This is a genomic window from Arthrobacter sp. TMN-49 (assembly GCF_054511095.1).
Window position 1 is genome coordinate 1 of record NZ_JBTNDH010000021.1, and the last position, 16,628, is coordinate 16,628.

At 61.3% G+C, this 16,628-nt stretch carries 16 protein-coding genes and 2 pseudogenes; 16 read left to right on the forward strand and 2 right to left on the reverse strand.

Features of this window, described 5'->3' with window-relative positions:
• Positions 1 to 85 precede the first annotated feature (85 nt).
• The 9 genes and pseudogenes from ACX80E_RS11015 to dapF all read left to right on the forward strand — a co-directional run bounded on the left by ACX80E_RS11015 (position 86) and on the right by dapF (position 7,626).
• Complete coding sequence (locus ACX80E_RS11015) at positions 86 to 343, forward strand: hypothetical protein (protein ID WP_459301977.1); 258 nt, start codon at positions 86 to 88, stop codon at positions 341 to 343.
• 120 nt (positions 344 to 463) lie between these two features.
• Positions 464 to 1,336: pseudogene (locus ACX80E_RS11020) on the forward strand (ISAzo13-like element transposase-related protein); the annotation flags it as partial.
• 288 nt (positions 1,337 to 1,624) lie between these two features.
• A complete protein-coding gene (locus ACX80E_RS11025; RefSeq protein ID WP_459301978.1) occupies positions 1,625 to 1,993 on the forward strand; it encodes a hypothetical protein in 369 nt (122 codons plus the stop codon).
• Positions 1,994 to 2,141: 148 nt separating this feature from the next.
• Positions 2,142 to 2,576, forward strand: coding sequence for a DUF2599 domain-containing protein (locus ACX80E_RS11030; protein WP_459301979.1), 435 nt, complete (start codon positions 2,142 to 2,144; stop codon positions 2,574 to 2,576).
• Between the two features lie 750 nt (positions 2,577 to 3,326).
• A pseudogene (locus ACX80E_RS11035) lies at positions 3,327 to 3,686 on the forward strand (recombinase family protein).
• A 17-nt stretch (positions 3,687 to 3,703) separates the two neighbouring features.
• A complete protein-coding gene (locus ACX80E_RS11040; RefSeq protein ID WP_459301980.1) occupies positions 3,704 to 3,850 on the forward strand; it encodes a helix-turn-helix domain-containing protein in 147 nt (48 codons plus the stop codon).
• 380 nt (positions 3,851 to 4,230) lie between these two features.
• Entirely contained in the window at positions 4,231 to 5,712 is a 1,482-nt protein-coding gene (gene miaB, locus ACX80E_RS11045; RefSeq protein ID WP_459302043.1) for a tRNA (N6-isopentenyl adenosine(37)-C2)-methylthiotransferase MiaB, read from the forward strand.
• Positions 5,709 to 6,626 (forward strand): tRNA (adenosine(37)-N6)-dimethylallyltransferase MiaA, encoded by a 918-nt coding sequence (miaA, locus tag ACX80E_RS11050; RefSeq protein ID WP_459301981.1) that lies wholly within the window; start codon positions 5,709 to 5,711, stop codon positions 6,624 to 6,626. The genes miaB and miaA overlap by 4 nt, the downstream gene beginning before the upstream one ends.
• Before the next feature lie 67 nt (positions 6,627 to 6,693).
• Positions 6,694 to 7,626: a diaminopimelate epimerase gene (gene dapF / locus ACX80E_RS11055; RefSeq protein WP_459301982.1), complete on the forward strand. Its 933-nt coding sequence runs from the start codon at positions 6,694 to 6,696 to the stop codon at positions 7,624 to 7,626.
• 83 nt (positions 7,627 to 7,709) lie between these two features.
• On the opposite strand, the gene ACX80E_RS11060 is transcribed toward dapF, so the two are convergent.
• Complete coding sequence (locus tag ACX80E_RS11060) at positions 7,710 to 8,354, reverse strand: class I SAM-dependent methyltransferase (protein ID WP_459301983.1); 645 nt, start codon at positions 8,352 to 8,354, stop codon at positions 7,710 to 7,712.
• 153 nt (positions 8,355 to 8,507) lie between these two features.
• On the opposite strand from ACX80E_RS11060, the gene hflX reads away from it, so the two are divergent.
• A complete protein-coding gene (gene hflX / locus ACX80E_RS11065; RefSeq protein ID WP_459301984.1) occupies positions 8,508 to 10,169 on the forward strand; it encodes a GTPase HflX in 1,662 nt (553 codons plus the stop codon).
• On the forward strand, positions 10,162 to 12,189 hold the full coding sequence (locus ACX80E_RS11070; RefSeq protein WP_459301985.1) for an ATP-dependent DNA helicase: 2,028 nt from the start codon (positions 10,162 to 10,164) through the stop codon (positions 12,187 to 12,189). The genes hflX and ACX80E_RS11070 overlap by 8 nt, the downstream gene beginning before the upstream one ends.
• Positions 12,190 to 12,336: 147 nt before the next feature.
• Here the strand turns inward: ACX80E_RS11070 and lexA are convergent, their stop codons facing one another.
• Positions 12,337 to 13,080, reverse strand: coding sequence for a transcriptional repressor LexA (gene lexA / locus ACX80E_RS11075; RefSeq protein WP_459301986.1), 744 nt, complete (start codon positions 13,078 to 13,080; stop codon positions 12,337 to 12,339).
• 275 nt (positions 13,081 to 13,355) lie between these two features.
• On the opposite strand from lexA, the gene ACX80E_RS11080 reads away from it, so the two are divergent.
• The 5 genes from ACX80E_RS11080 (at position 13,356) to ACX80E_RS11100 (ending at position 16,624) form a co-directional block, all read left to right on the forward strand.
• Positions 13,356 to 13,796, forward strand: coding sequence for a LysM peptidoglycan-binding domain-containing protein (locus tag ACX80E_RS11080; protein ID WP_459301987.1), 441 nt, complete (start codon positions 13,356 to 13,358; stop codon positions 13,794 to 13,796).
• 102 nt (positions 13,797 to 13,898) lie between these two features.
• Positions 13,899 to 14,996 carry a histidinol-phosphate transaminase gene (locus ACX80E_RS11085; protein ID WP_459301988.1) on the forward strand — a complete coding sequence of 366 codons (1,098 nt, stop codon included), beginning with the start codon at positions 13,899 to 13,901 and terminating at the stop codon, positions 14,994 to 14,996.
• A 175-nt stretch (positions 14,997 to 15,171) separates the two neighbouring features.
• On the forward strand, positions 15,172 to 15,798 hold the full coding sequence (gene hisB / locus ACX80E_RS11090; protein WP_459301989.1) for an imidazoleglycerol-phosphate dehydratase HisB: 627 nt from the start codon (positions 15,172 to 15,174) through the stop codon (positions 15,796 to 15,798).
• Positions 15,795 to 16,475, forward strand: coding sequence for an imidazole glycerol phosphate synthase subunit HisH (gene hisH / locus ACX80E_RS11095; protein WP_459301990.1), 681 nt, complete (start codon positions 15,795 to 15,797; stop codon positions 16,473 to 16,475). The genes hisB and hisH overlap by 4 nt, the downstream gene beginning before the upstream one ends.
• Positions 16,475 to 16,624, forward strand: coding sequence for a hypothetical protein (locus tag ACX80E_RS11100; protein ID WP_459301991.1), 150 nt, complete (start codon positions 16,475 to 16,477; stop codon positions 16,622 to 16,624). Before hisH ends, ACX80E_RS11100 begins: the two co-directional genes overlap by 1 nt.
• Positions 16,625 to 16,628: the final 4 nt, after the last annotated feature.

Below are 16,628 nucleotides of genomic sequence, written 5' to 3' on the forward strand. Positions count from 1 at the left end.
ACATGGTGCGCAGCGTTGCCCCTCGCGCCGGATTGACGCTCGCCACCCAGGCCACGCGCCCCATCAAATGGGCCCGGAAATCCGCATGGCCCGCACGGTTCTGACCCTCGGATGTTTGCCCATTTCCGTTGAAGTTCTCGATTTACTGCGTGCGAAGTTCGCCACGATCCTGCCCCACCTCGATGAACTTGCCACGCGCTTGATGCTGGCGGTCGAGGCTTGTTCCCTGGGTCATGGCGGGATCTCCGCGGTGACTCGTGCCTCGGGTGCAGCACGCTCAAGGGTCCAACAGCGCGTCAACGAACGGGAAGCAGGTGGAACCCACCCGCAGCGGGGACCCTAAATCCCCTTGTCATGGACAACCCTCTCCACCTGTGAAACTGGCCACCGAGCTCACCGAAGAAGGACGCCGTGTGGGAGCGGAGAGTGTGGCGAAACTGCCCAAGCCGCCAACCACCTCGAGGGCCACAAACCGGTCATTTCCGTGGACACGAAGAATGAAGGAACTCCTCGGGGACTACAAAAACAATGGCACCCCACCGGAGAACTGTGAACAGGTCAAGGTTCACGACTTCATCGACAAGGAAAAGGCAAGGCCAACCCCTACTGTATCTATGACGTCGGCACCACCCACCCGGGCGCCAGCCGGTTGCTGATCACCGCCGCCGGCCGCGGCTCCAACGGCTACCGGACCCGCCTGTGGAAGACCGAACTTGCCGCACTGGCCACCGAAACGGGCCTGTCCATCACGGTCTGCCACCTGCCCCCGGGCACCAGCAAATGGAACAAGATCGAGCACAAGCTCTTCTCTCGCATCTCCCTGAACTGGCGCGACCGAGCGCTGACCAGCCACGAAGTCATCGTCAATTTCATCGCCGCTACCACCACCAAAACCGGACTCACCGTCCACGCCGAACTCGACAAGGCATCCATCCCACCGGCGTCAAAATACCCAATCAGGACAGGGCAGCACTGGAGTCCAGAAGAATGATCAACAGACACCCTCAACAGGCCCGAATGGCACCCCGAATGGAACTACACCCTAAAACACGAGACACACCAACCAAATAATCAGCGAGCCCTTATGTCGTTTTCAGAAGTCGACTGCACAGAATGTCTGAAGTCGTCTGCACCGTGCTTCCATGAGCCCGGGAGGCGCCCGGTTGGCGCCGGTGAAGCCTTGGTCCGTGAAGGTATTGCGGCAGATCGGCTTCCACGACGGTATGTGACTGATTCTGCTGTTCTTTGGATCATTGGTGTAAATGGATGCGCGGGGGAGAACACCGTATCCCGCCTAATCGACGGGCCCGCCCAACGCAACACACCTGGCTGGTAGTCGAAGATCCGGGGATGCCTTCCCGTGTTTTGCTGGTCTGCCGTTCCAATGTGAACGGCCTGACGGTGCCCCTACCTCTGAAGCTGGAAAGAACGTTTGATATAGAAACGCGACCAAAATCGGGTCGTTTTCTCCCCCTCCTGCACTAGTATCAACAATTGAACTTGCAGATTCCGTCAGGTTCAATTCTTACTCGAAGGAGATGGGATTCACGCGATATGGGGGGGGGGGAAATCGAAAAGCAGGAAGATTGCAGGTATTGGCGTTGCCGTAGCTATTGGAGTTTCCATGACAACTCCCGCAGCCAATGCAGCGCCCGTCCAGTCAAGCGACGTACTTTCCACGCTTGAGCAGGTCAGTAGCGAATCGGTCCCGAATGGCCTGGCTCCCATGGTGGCGAACTCACCCATTGAGGACATCGCAACCACTGGCGAGTCAGTCGATGTTGAAGCGGGAAACTCCATTGTGACCATCCCGTCCGACACCTCGCTGCCCATCGAGATGCAGGATAAAGATGGAACATTCATCTCACTCACGCTCCCGCAAGCGCAGACGGGGGCCCTGCCGAGCAGATCGGTGATGGCGTCATTGCCTACGATAATTCCGACGGCCCCCACACTATTCCGCTCGTCAAAGACTATGGCAGCGTCCAGGTAACAACGGTCATCGACGACGCACAGGCTCCCACTCAATACGTCTATGACTTCGATTTGCCCGATGGCGCGAGCCTTACGCAGACCGAGGAGGTATCGCCTTCCTAGACGGAGACGGAAGCTATATTGGGGGCGTTGCCGCGGCTTGGGCGGTGGATGCGGAAGGTCAGACCGTACCGGCCCGGTACGAGATCGAGGGATCAAAAGTTACTCAGGTAGTTGCCCACGACGAGAAGGTTAGTTACCCAGTTGTAGCGGATCCGCTGTGGGGAACCAAACCTATCCAGAGTGCTTCATGGATACTCCGCGACGGAGCGGTGTCCCTCTCAATCGTCCCCACTCGGTGGAACCGCTTCAACGCCACCTTCGGACCGGCAATTACGGAGGGGTGGAAGGAAGCCCTTGTCAAAACGCCGAGTACGTACCTGAACCACCGGACTTACAATAGGACAACTGCAAACACGACGCAGATGTACTGGCAGTACCAGTGCCGCCAGGTGGCGGCGTTCTTCAAGGGGTCACGGAATATCGAACCGCATCGTTATCGGTCGTCCTATGCTCAGTACTCTCTAAACCCTTGCAACTAATCGAACTGGAGGGACGTCTTGAACAGCAAGGCATCTAAGCGCTGGGGGTTACTCCTAGCGGTTAGCATTACGTTAATTGTTTGCGGATCGGTCAGTCTCATCAATGCTGGTCTCGTTGCGGACGAGAACAACCTGACAAACAACTTCCACCCTTCGCTGTGGGGCATTTTGGGAGTCGGGATTGTCGGCCTAGTCATTTCATTGCCGTCGTGGTTCGCTACTCGGCGGAAAGGACAATCCGCCTAGCAGCCTGGCCTCGGACTGGCTACTGACAAATTTCCAGCAAAGACGAATGCAACCAATATCGGGGAGAGCCTCGTCGGTCACGGCTGGCCTCCCCTACGTCATTCCTCACAGCCGACCTCGGCAGATGAGCGACGAGAACGCGGCTAGACGAGGGTGTTAGCCTGGCTGCGATCAGCGACCCCCTGCTTCCGTGAATCGCAGTGATAAGCCCAGTTACGCCATGCGCAGGTGCGCGGCGTTAGGTGAGTTTCGTGGGAAGCTGCTCCCAGCGTTCTGCTCACGCTGGCCGAAGTTGGCGGGACTTTCCCTCCTGCGGCACGGCAGCCTTTCTCGGAAACGAAGGATTTCAAGAATAGGTTGATTTGAGAATCGTGGTGTTCGCGGCGAGCGGCCGCAAAGGGGCGTCTTTCTGCGGAAAACCGCCGTGGGGACGAAAACCGAGCTCGAGGTGGGCCGTTCTCACAAATAGTTCTCGAAACGGTACAGTCAAACCAAAGCCCCTGATTGAGTTTTGAGAAGAGAACACACCTGACCGCACACCGCATCGGCTATGCCCGGGTCTCCACGAGGGACCAGCACCTGGACCTGCAGCTCGACGCCCTGAAGGAGACCGGATGCGACAAAATCTACGAAGACACAGTCAGCGGCACCACATCCCAACGCCCCGGACTTGACTAGGCGCTGGACACCGTGCGCGACGGTGACACCCTGGTGGTGTGGAAGCTGGACCGCCTGGGCCGGAGCGTGAAAGACCTCTTGGACTTCGCCGGCGGCCTGAACAACCGGGGCGTAGGCTTCGTCAGCCTCACCGACGCGATCGATACCACTACGGACTCCGGGCCGCGCGCGAACAAGGACGAGTAGGCGGCCGCAAACGCATTATGACGGAAGCCAAGATCCGCTCCGCCCGTAAACTCCTCAACCAAGGAACACCGCCCCGGGAAGTTGCCAACAGCCTCGGTGTCTCCGTCCCTACCCTCTACCGATGGGTCCCGGCAACAGGAGCCGCTGGGGCTTCGACTCAATAGCCGCCGCTATTTGGTGCAGACGACTTCTGAAAAAATGACTGTTGGTGCAGAGGACCATTGAGCAGAATGCAGTTCCGCGCAGGGGACCTCTGACATTTCCGTGTCCATACTCGTCTGCACAACCCCGGAATTGCGCGGGAGAGAGTGCAGACGACTTCTGAAATCGACACCTAAGTAGCCTCGTTTAGCGCCGGACTGTCCACCGAGTGCCGGTTTAGCGGATACCAAGCGGTAGGTCTTAAGCTGTTGTGGTGAGCCTTGCCCAAAACAGCGTTGATTCTTCCGCCACCCCAGCCAGCACTGCCAGCACTGCCGAGATCGGTGTCCCCGCACCCGATGCCCTCCCACGGACCTATCAGGTGCGCACCTACGGCTGCCAAATGAACGTTCACGACTCCGAGCGCATGGCTGGGCTGTTGGAAACCGCTGGCATGGTGGCTGTGGAGGAAGCAGGCCCGGGACGAATTCTTGACGCCAACGGTGATGCGGTACCGGATGTTGTGGTGTTCAACACCTGCGCCGTGCGGGAAAACGCGGACAACAAGCTTTACGGCAATCTGGGCATGCTGGCGCACATCAAGGAAATCAATCCGGGCATGCAAATCGCCGTGGGCGGCTGTTTGGCGCAAAAAGACAGGGACACCATCCAAAAGCGTGCGCCCTGGGTTGATGTGGTGTTCGGCACCCACAATGTTGGCGCACTGCCGGTGCTGTTGGAGCGGGCACGCCACAATGCCGACGCTGAAATGGAAATTTTGGAGTCGCTGGAAGTCTTCCCCTCCACTCTTCCCACCCGGCGAGACGCCGTTTATTCGGGCTGGGTCAGTATTTCCGTGGGCTGTAACAACACCTGCACCTTCTGCATTGTGCCGTCGCTGCGCGGCAAGGAACGTGACCGCCGCCCGGGAGAGATCTTGGCTGAAGTGCAGGCGTTGGTGGACGACGGCGCCATTGAGGTGACGCTGTTGGGCCAGAACGTGAACTCCTATGGTGTTGAGTTTGGTGATCGGCTCGCCTTTGGCAAGCTACTGCGCGCCTGTGGCCAGATCAAGGGCTTGGAGCGTCTCCGCTTCACCAGCCCACACCCGGCCGCGTTCACCGACGATGTCATTGCCGCCATGGCGGAAACCTCCAACGTCATGCCGCAGCTGCACATGCCGCTGCAATCGGGTTCGGACAAGGTCCTCAAGGATATGCGCCGCTCCTACCGCTCTGCCAAGTTCCTAGGCATTTTGGACAAGGTTCGGGATCAGATACCCTCCGCTGCTATTTCCACTGACATCATCGTGGGGTTCCCCGGCGAGACCGAGGAGGACTTTCAGGCGACGCTTGATGTGGTGGAAAAATCGCGCTTCGCCACAGCCTTCACGTACCAATACTCACAGCGGCCAGGTACTCCGGCGGCAGATCTGCCCGAGCAACTGCCCAAGGAAGTGGTGCAGGAACGTTTCCTGCGCCTGACAGCGCTCCAGGACAGGATCTCGGCCGAAGAAAACGCGGCCCAATTGGGCATAGAAGTGGAAGTCATGGTGACAGCGACCTCCGGGCGCAAGGCAGCCCAGACCAACCGGCTCTCGGGCCGGGCCCGGGATCAGCGCCTGGTCCACTTCAGTGTTCCCGAAGGGGCGCAAACCCCCCGCCCGGGGGATCTTGTCACCGTCACCATCACCGAAACGGCCGCCTTCCATGTGGTGGCCGACCCCGCAACAGCTGCCGACTTTAAACTGCGCCGTTCACGCGCAGGGGACGCCTGGGATCTGGCGCAGGCCGACTCCTGCGGCGTGCCCACAGCAGGCGCGGGCGGCGGCACTCGGCCGAAGGTCAGCTTGGGCATGCCAGCCCTGCCGGTGCGCACCGCGTGAGCGCAGCAGCGTTGCCGGTGGTCGCCGTCGTCGGGCCAACGGGGTCCGGGAAATCTGAGCTGGCCCTGCAACTGGCCGAACGCTTTGACGGGGAAGCCATCAACGCCGACTCCATGCAGTTCTACCGGGGCATGGACATTGGGACAGCAAAGCTGCCGTTGGCGCAACGCCGCGGAATCCCGCACCATCTGATGGACTTTTTGACTGTGCGTGAAGACACCACAGTGGCCACCTTTCAGGACCTGGCGCGCGCTGCCATTGCCGATGTTCGGTCGCGCGGGAAACTGCCGATTCTGGTAGGCGGCTCGGGACTTTATGTGCGGGCCGCCCTGGACGTGCTGGAGTTTCCCGGCACGGACCCCACAGTTCGCTCGGCGCTGGAGGCTGAACTGGAACGTGCGGGCCTGGCCACCCTGGCAGCCCGCCTGGCAACGGTGGATCCCGTGTCCGCAGCACGCATCAGCGACGGCAAGCGGGTGGTGCGGGCACTGGAAGTCCATGAACTGACAGGACGGCCCTTTAGCTCGTTTATGCCGGAGCGTGAGTATTTTTCCCCGGCGGTGCAGATAGGTCTCAATGGTGACCGCGCCGAACTTCACCAGCGCCTTGCCGGGCGGGTCCACGGCATGGTTGCCGACGGGCTGCTGGCGGAGGTTCAAGCACTCATTCCACAAGGCTTGCGCGAAGGGCGGACAGCCCAGAAGGCGTTGGGCTACCAACAATTCCTGCACGTCGTGGACGGCGAATCAACAGTGGCCCAAGCCAGCGAGGGGACCATTGTGGCCACCCGACAATTTGCCCGCCGCCAACTGACCTGGTTCCGTGCCGATCCGCGGGTGCACTGGCTTGATTGGGCCCGCAACGATTTGGCTGCGGCAGCCGCCGGGCTGGTACGCGCCACCATCGAGGGCTGAGACCTCATCGGTGCCGCGAAGTGCACACTTGTACCGCGGCGAACGCCACTTGCTTTAGGGTTAATCCATGACTAACGCCACCACTTCCCTGACAGGCATGCGCTTTTCCAAGGGCCACGGAACAGGCAACGATTTTGTGTTGCTGGCCGACCCCGATGGTCTGCGTGACCTTGCGCCCGATCAGATTGCCAGGCTGTGCGATCGTCACCTGGGGATTGGTGGCGACGGATTGATTCGCGCGGTTCGCTCCAGACATGTCAGCGAGGGGGCTGGGCTGGTGGCGGCACACCCCGACGCCGAATGGTTCATGGACTACAGCAACGCTGACGGAACCCGATCCGAAATGTGCGGCAACGGAGTGCGGGTCTTTGTGCACTTCCTGCTGGCCCAGGGCCTAGCCACCCTCGAGCCCGGCGAAGAGCTCACCATTGGCACGCGGGCCGGCATTAAAGTGGTGGCACGGACGGCCACCGGCTACCGGGTCGACATGGGCCCTTGGTCGTTCATTTTCCCCGAACAGGCGGCACAGGGCGGATCGGATTCCCTGGTGGCCGCTGCCGGCTTGGAGGTGGAACGCCCGGCCCTGTCCATCAGCATGGGCAATCCGCACACGGTAGTGGCTTTGGCGGACCTGAGCGAGCTGGCGGGGACCCGGCTCGGTGAGGCTCCCACAGTGACGCCGCAGCCCCCGTACGGAACGAACGTTGAGTTGGTGGTGCCGGCCGAGCCCCTGGTGCGGGACGACGTCGGACACATCAGCATGCGCGTCCACGAGCGTGGCGTGGGGGAGACGCTTTCCTGCGGCACCGGAGCCTGCGCGGCCGCCGCGGCCATCCGCTTCTGGGCCGGTACTGAGGCCCCCGATAGTTGGATTGTTGCCGTGCCCGGCGGTGAAGTGGGTGTGCGGTTCTTTCCGGGCGCCGACGGCAACGAACACGTGGAACTCAGCGGCCCGGCCGTCATCGTTGCCGATGGCGTCCTTGCCGACGGTGTGCACTAACCGGGACCGCAATGGGCAGCACCAACGCGAAGACGCCGCGCCCGTAACGGGCGCGGCGTCTTCACTGTGCGGGCTTCCGGGGCTCAGGGCTTGGTGCGGGTGACGCGCAGAATCCTGAAGGCCTTGTTGGTGGAGTCACGGGCCACGGTGAATCCGGCGTCGGGGAACTGCTCGGTGAGTTCGGTGCTCAGCCAACGCTGCAAGGAATCCGAACCCAGATTCTTTTGAACCACTAAATAGGCGGTGCCATTGTGCGTCAAACGTGGCAGCCACATCAGCAGGATCGAATGCAGTTCCGACTTACCCACGCGGATGGGCGGGTTGGACCAGATGGTGTTGAAGCGCACAGCCGGATCAACAGCGTCCGGGGTTGAGGCGTGAACATTGCTCAGCCCCAGGGCCTTGGCGTTGTCGTTGGTCAGGTCGATGGAGCGCTCATTGACGTCCACGGCGTAGATGGTGGCGTCGGGGGAGCGCAGCGCAAGGCTCAAGGCAACGGGGCCCCAGCCGCAGCCAATGTCCAACAGGTTCCCGTCGGAGGCCGGCGGTGGTGCTTCGGAGAGCAAAATGGTGGTGCCCTTGTCCACTCCGTCGGGGCTGAAGATGCCGCCGGCCGTTTGCAATTGACGTTTTTCACCGGCTAAAACCACGCTGAGGGGACGGCGTTTCATCGGTGTTGACGGTTGTGAACTGAAATAGTGATCTGCGCCCTGAGTACCCATAGTCATGCCAGATTAGTGCGAATTCCCGTGATTGGGAATCTAGGCGCACCTAAGGGCCGGGCGGAGGCGGTAACCGCGTTATCCACAAGCTCTGGGCTGAAAAGGTGTGAGTGTGGGCGGCCCAGACTACGATTGAGGGTAAGCGTCTATGAGGAGAATATGTCCAACGCATCTGCACACACTGGTTCCGACGATAACAAGCTGCCCGAACACGGCAAAAACGGGACACCAACGCAGGAGTCCGGCCAGAACGGCCCGGATCTCTCTGTTGCCGAGATTGAAGCCGTGATTGAACGGATCTTGGCGAAGGACGCAGCAACAAGCCGCGCCGTGCGTGCCGATGATGACGTGGATGCCCAGGATCCCCACGCAGGAACTCCCGCCACACGGCCCTTGGGTGGGCAGGCTCAGGCCGTGTCGAGCCTTGACGTCCAGCACAGCAGCTTTGACGGCGCGCAGGATGAACTTGCCGAACGGCATGCCCTGCGCCGCCGCTCCGGGCTGTCCACGGAACTCGAAGACGTCACAGAGGTCGAGTACCGCCAGCTGCGGCTGGAACGGGTGGTCCTGGCAGGGTTGTGGTCCCAAGGCACCATGGCCGACGCCGAGAACTCGTTGCGCGAGCTGGCCGCACTGGCCGAAACAGCCGGCTCCGAGGTGCTGGACGGTCTGGTGCAGCGCCGTGCCAAGCCCGACCCGGCCACCTACCTTGGCACCGGCAAGGCCCAGGAGCTCAAGGAAATTGTGCACGCCACCGGGGCGGACACCGTGATTATTGACGGCGATCTGGCCCCGTCACAACGCCGCACCTTGGAAGAGGTTGTCAAGGTCAAGGTCATTGACAGAACAGCCTTGATCCTGGACATTTTCGCCCAACACGCCAAATCCCGGGAAGGCCGGGCCCAGGTGGAGCTGGCTCAGATGGAATACCTCCTGCCACGCCTGCGTGGCTGGGGCGAATCCATGTCCCGCCAGGCGGGTGGACGGGTGGGCGCTGCCGGTGGCGGTATTGGTTCCCGTGGCCCGGGTGAAACCAAAATGGAACTCGATCGGCGAAAAATCCGCACCAAGATGGCAAAGTTGCGTCGCGAGATTGCCGCCATGAAACCAGCGCGCGACACTAAGCGCGCCAACCGCAAACGCAACAATGTGCCCTCAGTTGCCATTGCCGGCTACACCAATGCCGGAAAGTCCTCGCTGCTGAACCGCCTCACCGATGCTGGCGTGCTGGTTGAGAATGCCTTGTTCGCCACCTTGGACCCCACGGTGCGCAAAACCGAGACAGCCGACGGCCTGGGCTACACCCTGGTGGACACTGTGGGCTTTGTGCGCTCACTACCCACCCAATTGATCGAAGCGTTCCGTTCCACCCTGGAGGAGGTGGCCGACGCCGACCTGATCTTGCACATTGTTGACGCCTCACACCCCGATCCCGAGGGTCAGATTGCAGCCGTGCGAGCCGTCTTCGCCGAAGTGGAGGCGTTGGCGATCCCTGAGCTGATCATCTTGAACAAGGTGGATATTGCCGACCCGTTCGTGGTGGAACGGCTGCGCCAGCACGAGGCCAACACGGTGGTGGTTTCGGCACGCACGGGCCAGGGCATCGATGAGCTGCTCCAGGCCATCAGCGTGGCAATTCCCCACCCCAGTGTTACCTTGACGCTGCTCATCCCCTACGACCGCGGCGATGTTTTGAACAAGCTGCACCGCTCCGACGCCGAGATCATCACGCTGGAACACGGCGAACAAGGAACTGTGGCCCATGTGCGGGTCCGCGAAGATCTGGCAGCCGAGGTTGAACCGTTTGTCCAACATGGCTGATAGTGAATTGTCGCAACAAGCACTGGAACTTCTGGACAGGGCTGTCGAGTCCATGGGCGGCCAGCGCCGTGACGGTCAGCACGAAATGGTGCGCCGCGTGGTGGACGCCATTGAAAGTGGGGATCACCTGTTGGTTCAGGCCGGGACGGGCACCGGAAAGTCGCTTGCCTATTTGATCCCGCTGATCGTCAATGCGCTCACCAGTGACAAGCCCTCAGTGGTGGCCACGGCCACCCTGGCGTTGCAGGCCCAGATTGTGGGCCGCGATGTGCCGCGGCTTTTGGCTGCCCTGGCACCTGTTTTGCCGCGCCCCATTGACGTGGCTCTTGTCAAGGGCCGCAGTAACTATGTGTGCAAGCAGAAGCTGGGCGGTGGTTTCCCGTCCGAGGACACCGGTGAAGGGGCCCTGTTCACGCTGGGGGAGGATTCCTCCGTGACTCACCTGCCCGGGGCCACCACCGGACCCACCTCCTTGCTCGGGCGGGAAGTGGTGCGTCTGCGCGAATGGGCGCAGGACTCGCAGACAGGCGACAGGGATGAGTTAGTCCCCGGCGTTACCGACAAGGCGTGGCGGCAAGTCTCCGTCACCTCGATGGAATGCCTGGGGGCGCAGAAGTGCCCGCTGGCCACTGAATGCTTCTCGGAGCTGGCCCGCGCCCGTGGCGCCGAAGCGGACATCGTGGTGACAAACCACGCCATGCTGGCCATCAGCGCCTTCGAGGGCATTGCGGTTCTGCCGGACTATGACGTGGTGGTGGTGGATGAAGCCCACGAACTACAGGACAGGGTCACCGGTGCCGTCACCGGGCAACTGTCGGTGCAGATGGTGCAGGCGGCAGCCTCCAGTACCCGCAAGCACACAGCTGTTTCGGTTGAGGCCATTCACGCCAGTGCTACGGCACTGGATCTGGCTTTTGCCGGGACGGCGGAGGGTTTGCTGCCCAACGGCCTGAACGACGTTCAAAGCCAGGCCGTTGCACAAGTGCGCGACGCCGTGCGGGCGGCACTCTCAGATTCCAAACCGGAGGGCAACGCCGCAGTGGACGGCGGCAGGTCCATTGCCCGGGCCCGGCTGAACTTGATCTTTGATCTGTGCGAGCGGCTGCTCACTGCCGCTGATGCGCGTGAGGTGGTGTGGGCTTCACGGCCAGGCAGTTTCACCCCCGGCAAGGGTTATCAGAAGGCTGACGACGGCGAACCGGCGGTCATTAACATTGCCCCCTTGAGTGTGGCCATGAAACTTCGTGAGGGCTTGTTCGCGGACCGGACAGTGGTGCTGACTTCGGCAACGTTGGCCATTGGCGAATCCTTCCAGGCCACGGCCGGCGGGCTGGGCCTGCTGGGTCCCGAGGCACCCGCCTGGACGGGGGCCGACGTCGGCTCTCCCTTCGACTACCCCAAGCAAGGCATGCTGTACGTGGCTGCGCACCTGCAAAAACCAGGCTTTGGCATGTCGGCCGAGCAGCTTGATGAACTGGCTGCGCTGATCACTGCCGCCGGTGGCGGTACCCTGGCGTTGTTCTCTTCGCGCCGAGCGGCAGAGGACGCGGCTGAAAAATTGCGCAAGAAACTCTCGGTCAAGATTCTGTGCCAGGGCGATTCCTCCATGGCTGGGCTCATCAAGGAATTCGCCGACGAACCGGACACCTGCCTGTTCGGCACCATGTCACTGTGGCAAGGCGTTGACGTTCAAGGAACGTCCTGCCGGCTGGTGGTCATTGACAGGATTCCGTTCCCGCGACCCGATGACCCGCTGGTGACAGCGAGGGCCCGGGCCGTGGCACAAAGCGGCGGCGACGGCTTCATAGCCATCTCCGCAACCCATGCAGCCGTGCGGCTGGCCCAAGGCGTGGGGCGCCTGATTCGCTCAAGCGCCGACAGGGGAGTGGTGGCTGTTCTTGATTCCCGCCTGGCCAACGCCAGTTACGGCGGATTCTTGCGCGCGGCACTGCCGCCGTTCTGGGCCACCAAGGACCGCGCCGTGGCCTTGGCGGCCCTGAAGCGGCTCTCCGGGAAATAACGCTATGGCCCAGGAACGGGTATTTTTGTAGGCTACGTAAAGGAGACACCAAAGGCCGCCCGCGGCCGACGTGTCGGATAGTAGCCGGAAAATGCCCGTTCCTGGGCCTTAGGAACCATGAATCCGTATGCGTGTTATTTGGCGCGACTAGAGGCTTCGGAGCACCGACACCACTTTGCCCATGATGGTTGCGTGGTCCCCCAGAATGGGTTCATAGCGGGTGTTCTGGGGCAGTAACCAGGTGTGCCCGTCACGCTGACGGAACGTTTTAACAGTGGCCTCGTCGTCGAGCAGGGCAGCCACAATGTCGCCATTGTTGGCTGTTGGCTGTTGGCGCACCACCACCCAGTCACCGTCGCAGATGGCCGCGTCGATCATGGAATCACCTTGAACCTTGAGCATGAACAGCTCCCCGCTGCCCACAATTTGGCGTGGCAACGGCATGATGTCATCGACCGACTGGTCGGCCAGGATGGGACCGCCGGCCGCAATACGGCCCACCAACGGAACAAAGGCAGTGTCAGAGGAGCTGCTGAGTTCGGCGAAGTTGAGCCCGTTGGAGCTGCGTAGCTGTGATGGTGCGCTGACCCCTTCAATCTCCACCTCGCCGTTGTCCAAAACCAGTGGGATAAGAACTTCCATGGCGCGGGGGCGCTTGGGGTCGCGCCGCAAGTAGCCGTGGCGCTCAAGCTGGGTCAGTTGGTGCGTGACGCTGGACAGGCTGGCCAGCCCGACGGCGTCGCCGATTTCACGCATGGAGGGCGGGTAGCCCTTGTCGGCAATGGAGCGCTGGATGCACTCAAGGATCTTTTTCTGCCGAACAGTGAGCCCCTTCATGCCAGCGCGGCTGGGTGCTTGGGGGATGCGGTGCGGAGGTTCGTGAAGCGCCATGGTTCCGGGTCCTTTCGTGGCTGCCCTGAACAATGTCAGTGCCTGCTGGTGGACTGCATCTAGCGGCCAATCCTTGTGATTCAAGTTTAAGCCACAATACGGCCAATTTCAAACATTTGTTCTATCAACCCTTGGCAAGTGTCGTCAATAGATGCTAAAACTGTACTAGTAGCAAATTAGAACATACGTTCTATCGAGGATACGAAGTATGGAATTTCGATCCAGTCGGCATGTGTGGCCAGGGATCTAGATCCACTGTGAAAGGACGAGAAGTCATGAATGCAATGGTTATCTCTGCAGGACCTCTTAGTAGTACACCCAAGGCCCTGTTCGGCGCCGGCCCGGCCGGCTCCGCCCAGCATCATTGGCGAGCTGCCCCCGCGGCAAAGCTGGCGCTGACGCGCAGGGGCAGGCTTGTTCTCTTTGGTGTGCCGGCCATCGTTGCCTCCTCACTGCTGGTGTTCATCGCCTTGGCAATTGTCTTTGGCTCCCTGGCAAGCCCTGCCAACGCCAGCGCTGAGCATCCGGCCATCGATATGGACAGTTACGCGCATTCGGTGACTGTCCTCCAGGGCGACAGTTTATGGAGCATCGCCGGCGCCTCCAATCCGAATCGGGACGTCCGCGAAGTGGTACGGGAGATCGTTGCCCTGAACGAACTCAGCACAGGCGTACTGCAAGCAGGGCAGCGGATCTTCGTGCCCATCCCGCAGTAGAACACCGGCAGCCGGCAAACCCACGAACGGGTGGCCGGGGCAAAGTGTCCGCATACTGTCACGGTTTCGGTGTTTGCCGCCCCCGGCAATTAAGCTGGAACCATGGATCAGTTTGAACGCCTAGGCCAATTGCCACTCCGCGACGATCTGCGCGGACTGCACCCCTACGGTGCACCCCAACTTGACGTCCCGGTGCTGCTGAATGTCAATGAGAATACCTTCGGTGTCCCCGCCGACGCCAAGGAAGCCATCCTGAAAGCCGTCGCTGCGGAACTGGAAGGCCTCAACAGGTACCCCGACAGGGAATTCAGCACTCTCCGCCAGGAGCTGGCAACCTACCTCGGCCACGGCCTCAGCGATGACAACGTGTGGGCCGCAAACGGCTCCAATGAAGTACTGCAACAAATCCTTCAGGCATTTGGTGGGCCAGGACGCACCGCCATGGGGTTCCCGCCCACATACTCGATGTACCCCCTGCTGGCCAGCGGCACAGGAACCGGCTACATCGCGGGATGGCGCGATGCGGACTTCGGTTTGAGCGCAGCATCGGCGGCCGAACAGGTGCGCCAGCACGCCCCTAACATCGTCTTCCTGTGCTCACCGAACAACCCCACCGGAACTGCCCTGGGCTTGGACGTGGTGAAGGCTGTCTACGAAGCCGGTGAAGCATCGGCATGCATCGTCATTGTTGATGAGGCGTATGCGGAATTCGCTCACACCGGAACGCCCAGCGCACTGAGCCTGCTCGAGGGCCGCCCGCGCCTGATCGTTTCACGCACCATGAGTAAGGCGTTTGCCTTGGCTGGGGCCCGGCTGGGCTACTTGGCGGCCGCTCCGGAGGTCACCGACGCCCTCCGTTTGGTCCGCCTGCCGTACCACCTCTCAGCCATCACCCAGGCCACAGCTGTAGCCGCCCTGCGCACATCAGTTTCCCTCTTGGTCAATGTTGAAGCGATCAAGGTCCAGCGCGACAGAATCGTGCGGGAGCTGACAGCCCTAGGCCTGACACCCGCGCCCTCGGATTCGAATTTTGTGTTCTTTGGCGGGCTCGAGAACCCCCACGCCGTCTGGGAAGCCTTGCTGGCTGATGGCGTGTTGATTCGCGACGTCGGAATTCCCGGACATTTGCGGGTCACTGCCGGCACCGAGGCGGAAACAAGCGCCTTCCTCAACGGCTTGCGTGCCATTTTGGCCAGCTAAGATCACCCATGCAGGACGCTGCCACTCCGGGCGCCGGGGCGCGGGCGCTGACTGTTTTGGGCAATATCATGCCTTCCCTTCTAAACTGGTGTCATACATACAATAATTCGCGAGCCCGGCCTTGCCCCGCGCCTGCCGGGCGGCACGGTGCGTACAAAACCAAAGGACTTGTGCAATGACTGAGAACAGCCCGCAGCCCGGCCAGGGACGCACAGCCCGTTTGGAGCGAGTAACAAGCGAGTCAAGCGTGCTGGTGGAAATCAACCTTGACGGCACGGGTGTTTCCTCGATTGACACCTCCGTCCCGTTCTACGATCACATGCTCACGGCACTGTCCAAGCACTCCCTGATCGACATGACCATCAAGGCCACCGGCGACACCCACATCGACGCGCACCACACGGTGGAGGATGTGGCCATCTCCTTCGGCGAAGTTCTCAAGGAAGCCTTGGGAAACAAGGCAGGCATTCGCCGATTTGGTGAAGCCACCGTCCCTCTCGATGAGGCCCTGGCCAATGCTGTGGTTGATGTTTCCGGGCGCCCCTATCTGGTGCACGGCGGCGAGCCGGCGGGCCAGGAGTACCACCTCATTGGCGGTCACTTCACCGGTTCCTTGACCCGGCACGTTTTTGAGGCCATCACCCTCCACGCACAAATCTGCCTGCACATGACCCTCATCGCCGGTCGCGATCCGCACCACATTGTTGAGGCACAGTTCAAGGCCTTTGCCCGCGCACTGCGCTCAGCCATTGAATCAGATCCCCGCGTCACAGGAATTCCATCCACGAAGGGCCTTTTGTGAGCTCCGAAGCCACCCCAACAGCAGTAGAAAACCAGCCGAGCGTCACGGTTCTGGACTACGGTTCAGGCAATGTTCGCTCAGCTGTGCGGGCCCTGGAACGGGCCGGCGCCACAGTGAAACTCAGCGCCAAAGCCGATGACGTGTTGAGCGCCGACGGCTTGGTAGTGCCCGGCGTGGGCGCTTTTGGTTCCGTCATGAGCGAGCTCAAGAGTGTTGATGCGCTGCGCATGATCGGACGGCGTGTGGCCGGAGGCCGGGCGGTGCTGGGTATTTGCGTGGGCATGCAAGTACTTTTTGAGGCAGGTTTCGAGCACGGCGTTCACGAAGAAGGCATGGGGGAGTGGCCCGGAACCGTTGAGCTGCTGCCCGCGCCTGTGGTCCCACACATGGGGTGGAACACTGTTCAGGCCGCGGAAGGTTCCATGTTGTTCGACGGCGTGGAGAACGAGCGCTTCTACTTTGTGCACTCCTACGGCGTGCAGAAATGGGACTTTGAAGTCCTCCAGCCCAAGATGCGCCCGCCCATGGTCACCTGGTCCGAGCACGGGGCGCCCTTCATTGCTGCCGTGGAGAACGGGCCCCTGTGCGCAACACAGTTCCACCCCGAGAAGTCAGGTGATGCGGGCGCACGCCTGCTGCGCAACTGGGTGCTGTCACTGAACAAGGCGGCCAAATAATGTGGTCACTGCTTTTGATGGGCCTGGCCGGACTGCTCATTGGTGGCGCCTACACGTTCTATCAGCAGAAAACTGCTCGATGGATTCCCATTAGTTTTGCCGTGCTTGCCGCCATGTCGCTGGTGGCTGCATACATGTTTACCCAATGAGCGC